Origin of the sequence: Eubacterium sp. AF36-5BH (genome assembly GCF_003460505.1) — a bacterium.
Taxonomy (GTDB): domain Bacteria; phylum Bacillota; class Clostridia; order Lachnospirales; family Lachnospiraceae; genus Eubacterium_G.
In genome coordinates this window covers 1-5259 of record NZ_QTVG01000017.1, presented here as the reverse complement: position 1 = coordinate 5259, position 5259 = coordinate 1, and the positions used below count along the sequence as shown (strand labels likewise).

Here is a 5259-nt window from a genome sequence, read left to right as displayed (position 1 = left end):
CTTGGGAACAGCGTAAGTTGTCGGATGTAACAGAAAGTATAAAGAATGGTTATACATACAGAGCTGATGGAAGTAGAGATCATAGATACAAAATTACAAGAATAGAAAGTATATCATCTGGAGTGATAAACACCGAAAAGCTCGGTTCTTCAGATGAGGTAAATGAGAATTATAGGCTTGTGGATGGGGATATACTTTTTAGTCATATAAATAGTCTCCCTTATATTGCTAATACAGCCCTTTATACTGCGGATTTAGGGGAAATATATCATGGAATGAACCTGTTAAATATACGTTCAAGGCATGAAGAAATAGATTCCCACTTTTTACTTCATTTGCTCAAAAAAGAATCGACCAGAGACTGGTTTAGAATAATAGCAAAGCCTGCTGTGAATCAAGCGAGTATATCTACAACAGAGGTTGGCTCATTCAAATTCTTAATACCAGGAATGGAAGAACAGAAGAAAATATCATCATCATTAGATAATCTCGACCACCTCATCACTCTTCATCGGCGTGCATTATAGACTAATGAAAAGGAGGACTTACAAATGAACACAACGACAGTCAGTAGTGACACTTTATTCTGTGATTACTACAAAAAATGGATTACTGTTTACAAGGAAGGTGCTATAAGACCTATAACAATGAACAAATATAAGATGGCACATCAATGGTTGGTAAAATTAATTCCGACTCTTACTGTTGGGGATATTGACAGAATATCTTATCAGCAACTTCTAAACGATTATGCACAAAACCATGAACGACAAACAACTATGGATTTTCATCATCATATTAAATGTGCAATATTAGATGCTGTTGATGAGGGTTTAATTTCCCGCGACCCTACAAGGAAAGCTATCATTAAAGGCAAAGAACCTAGAGCAAAAAAGCAAAAGTATCTTAACCAATTTGAACTACATAAGTTAATTGAGTCTTTAGATTTATCACAGAATATAAATTGGGATTGGTTTATACTTTTAGTAGCTAAGACAGGAATGAGATTTTCAGAAGCATTAGCATTAACCCCTAAAGATTTTGACTTGTCTCATCAAATGTTAACTGTTTCTAAGACATGGAATTACAAAGGTAACGGTGGTTTTCTTCCTACAAAAAATCTTTCTTCTATGAGAAAAATTCAACTTGATTGGCAGACAGTAATGCAGTTTTCTTCACTTATAAAAGATTTACCTGAAAACGAACCAATTTTCGTTAAAGAAAAAGTATACAACTCTACGCTAAATGATATTTTAGCAAGACATTGTATTAGTACCGGTATTCCAGTAATTTCAATTCACGGATTACGACATACGCATGCATCACTTTTGCTATTTGCCGGAGTTTCAATTGCCAGTGTTGCAAGGAGATTGGGACACGCTAGTATGACTACAACTCAAAAAACATATCTCCATATTATACAGGAACTTGAAAGTAAGGATATTGATATTATTATGAGGTCATTATCTAACCTTTCTTAAATAAAATATGCACGCCGATTTTAATAAATAAAAGCTTGGAAACTCAAAAAATTCCAAGCTTTTACTTTCTTGATAATTATATTATTCATTAATCAATGGGCTTATTTCTTCCATTAAATCATTTTTAAACTCTTCTACCATAGTTTTTCTAAACTTGTATTTTGGCATAGGTTCTTCTGATTCTTCTTTATAAGTTTTATAATCCGTTTTTTCTTTTAGGACGTTTTCGTTTGCAAGCATTCCATCTCTATAATTATATGCTTCAAACTTAACATCCTCATCTTCTAAATACCATTTTTGAGCAAATTCCCTTATAGCATCATCGATAATTTTATACTTCATCTGATTAAATATAACGGATATGTCCTGACCTATATACTTTTCCTTATCATTTTCGATATCTTCAATAATTATATTTAGTAGCTCACTTATTTGTGGATTAACCTTATAATAATCATCGATAATACCTCTTAATACATTAATATTATATTCAAAATCAGATTCTTTAAAATCATCTTTTGTCTGGTCTAAAGACTCAACAACTCCTTGAAGCAATTCAATAATATATTCAAAATCTATACGCAACTTACTATAAGCCATTAAATCATATTCATCTAATTCAGGTCCATCTCCATCTGGGTCATCTGAAGGTTTCTTAAGTTCCTCCATTACATTGTTATACATTGCTGCATAGTTTTCATATTCTTCCTGTGAAAATTCCAAATCTTTCAATATATCTTCATTGTAATTTGAAAACGCCTTAAGATGTGCGAAATCATGGTCTAATGCTCTAAACAGATGAACAAACGATTTCTTTTGTTGTCTTGACAATGCTGATATCTCTTCGGGTGTTTCTGCTAAAGCATGAATAGCCTTAACAGATATGTTGAAATTATCAAGTACAGTTTCCCAATCCTCAGCTACTGGTTTTCCATCACCACCTCTAGAATATAATGTCAATGCATTGTTTATAGCATCTTTAAACTCTTTAGGCGATTGGAATGTTACAATCTGTCCATACTGCTTATTACTATCAAACAATCGATTAGTTCGTGAAAACGCCTGAATTATATTCTGTGGAGTCATTGGTGGTCTATCCATAAACAATGTAGATAAACAAGGTGCATCAAATCCCGTCAACAATCTATCAACAACAATTACCAAATCAAGTTGCTGACTTCTTTCAAGATATTTCTTTTCCTTTCTTGCTAATCTGTCATTTAAGTTACTATTGTAGGCATTTATCGCCTCAAGCTTGTAATTTGTTCCAAACATTTCATTGTAATCTTCTAAAGATTCTTTCATCTTATCCTGATTAACAGTAGATGCTTCTTCATTTTCTGAAATTGAGTATGTAATTGCAAACTTAGGAAAATCCGGTAACGCTTTCTGAATATCTTCACTTATCTTTAACTCATCTTGTCCATTTTTTATTTTCTTTAACAATTCATAATATTTTTGTGCAATTGAAATGGATTTAACTGTTAATATTCCCTCATATGTTCTTCCTTTACCATTCTGCATTCCCAATTTTGTGGCAGATTGATTCAATATAACGTCTAAAACATTTCTCATATGCTTTTCGGATAAATAGGCAGATTCATCTACATCCTTATTCTTTGGTCCAAGATTTTCTACCATAAAGCCTAAGACTGCCTCATCATGGATAGCTTCCTTTATCGTATAACTATGCAAACACTTTCCATACAGCTGTTCTGTAGTTTGTGGTAAGTCTCCCTTTTGTTCATATTTATTCTGCTCAAAAATAGGTGTTCCGGTAAATCCATACCACAAAGAATTATTAAAGAACTGTTCCAATTTTCTTTTTGTTTCAGGAGTTACTGCTCTATGACATTCATCTACTACAAAAGCAACTCTTAAATTCTTTATAATCTGATATTCTTTCGTTCCTTCTTTCAAACGATTGCTAATCATTGTCTGTATTTTTTGTCTTGTTGTAACAATCATTTGCCTATTACCATCAGTCATTCTTTTAATTAAAGTATCGACATAATCTGTATCATCTACATCAATTGTATCGTTATCTGCATAAGACTGAAATGCCATCTTTGTCTGCATATCTAAATCTTTTCTATCAATCAAAAAAACTGTTTTTTCTATAGATGGTATATCCATTAGCAGGTTTCTTGTAGCCTTATATGATGTCATTGTCTTTCCTGAACCTGTTGTATGCCAAATAAATCCTGATTTTCCTTGTTTTGATGCATTTCGCATTGCCTTAATTGCATGAATCTGATATGGTCTCAGAATTAACAATTTCTTTTTGTCATTATCCAAAACTGTATATTTTGTAACCATTTCATGCGCTTCCGGTATTTTTAATACTGCCTTTGCAAAATCCATATAATCACATACAGGATAGTTCTTTTCATCTATCCATCCTGTAATAAATTTTTTATTTAATTCCGTATCTCTTGCTGCCGAAAAATATTTTGTATCTACCACATTACTTACAACAAACATTTGAATATTTGAAAAGAGACCTCTAAATTTACCTTCTGCTATATATTTCTTTATTTGCCTATATCCGTCCATATATGAATGTTCTTTATTTTTCAGTTCAATATGAATCATAGGAATTCCATTAATAAGCAATGTGACGTCAAATCTTCTGTCCCTTTCGCCATTTTCTTCTGTTTTGAACGCCTGATATTGATTTATAACTTCATATACACTTGTCCCGCCTGCAATGTGCTCATTATTCATAACGACTAAATGTAATGTTTCATTGCCTCTTTGTACATGAACATAAACTTTTCCATTTTCGCCAACTAGCCATTTCCCTGCATCATAAAATGAAGCATGTGATAAATCATTCTTTACCTTTGCGAACTCACTTTCACTTAATGGTGTATCATTTAGTTTTGCTTTATTATTCTGCTCTAAAATATACTTAAAGTTCTTCCATAATTGCTCTTCATTTCTGATATCCGGTCTATACGTCCATTGTGATTCACCACTACATAGTTGGTCTATTAGTCTTCTCTCAATTATTGCTTCTAATTCTGCCATAATCCCTTATCCTTTCTTTGGAAACATATTTTGTAGCATATATTTTTTTAACTCTTTTAGTGTATCACACTTACGTTGATGAAGAGTGATGAGATGGTCGAGTTTACAAAAATAGCCCGCAATCGCTTTCTGTTCTTCATATTTTGGAATATCAACTACAAATTCCTGCATATCTGATGCAAGGATATGTTTTATGGTATTACCAGTAGTAATGTTCTCAATTTGCTTTTTGGCTTTATCAGTCTGATATTCATAATTCAAAAAGTAAGGTTCAATTTCTTCTTTGGGATTTCTGAACATGATTAAGGCATGAGCCGCTGTATTGTCCAATTCTTCAGGGATTACAGCTGCATGTCCAACATGCCCTGACTGAACCATAACCATATCTCCAGTATGTAGCCATTTATCTTTTTGCTTTTCATAAAATTCATCATTTATGAAAATTTCAGCGTTATGATTTATCTGTCCGTCTTTTACATTGTTAGATTCCAAATAAAAATGTCCATGTTCTGCATAGTACGGAGTAGCTGTTCCTACGAATGCATTTCCAATCGAACCATATATATCCCCCAGCTTACGCTGTTCCCAAGCTTCAGTGAATCCTTTAAAACGGATTTCTGGAAATTTTTCTCCATTTTTCGGAAACATTTTTTGAAGCATATATTTTTTTAATTTTTTTGTGTCATCACACTTACGTTGATGAAGAGTGATGAGGTGGTCGAGATTATCTAATGATGATGATATT

General features: G+C 32.6%; 4 protein-coding genes. 2 read left to right on the top strand and 2 right to left on the bottom strand.

Annotation, left to right across the window (positions count from 1 at the left end; genetic code table 11):
- Both DW006_RS11890 and DW006_RS11885 read left to right on the top strand, forming a co-directional pair.
- Positions 1 to 527, top strand: a 527-nt coding sequence (locus DW006_RS11890) for a restriction endonuclease subunit S (RefSeq protein ID WP_199521918.1), incomplete at its 5' end; no start/stop codon positions are given.
- Between the two features lie 24 nt (positions 528 to 551).
- Positions 552 to 1481, top strand: a complete 930-nt coding sequence (locus tag DW006_RS11885) for a site-specific integrase (RefSeq protein ID WP_117908309.1) — start codon at positions 552 to 554, stop codon at positions 1479 to 1481.
- A gap of 81 nt (positions 1482 to 1562) precedes the next feature.
- Here DW006_RS11885 and DW006_RS11880 read toward each other — a convergent pair whose 3' ends face one another.
- Positions 1563 to 4514, bottom strand: coding sequence for an HsdR family type I site-specific deoxyribonuclease (locus DW006_RS11880; protein WP_118000897.1), 2952 nt, complete (start codon positions 4512 to 4514; stop codon positions 1563 to 1565).
- Positions 4515 to 4520: 6 nt separating this feature from the next.
- Positions 4521 to 5259, bottom strand: a 739-nt coding sequence (locus tag DW006_RS11875; RefSeq protein ID WP_199521917.1) for a restriction endonuclease subunit S, incomplete at its 5' end; no start/stop codon positions are given.

Excerpts from the sequence above, each read along its gene's own strand:
- DW006_RS11885 (WP_117908309.1), top strand. The coding sequence starts at position 552 with ATGAACACAACGACAGTCAGTAGTGACACTTTATTCTGTGATTACTAC.
- DW006_RS11880 (WP_118000897.1), bottom strand. The coding sequence starts at position 4,514 with ATGGCAGAATTAGAAGCAATAATTGAGAGAAGACTAATAGACCAACTA.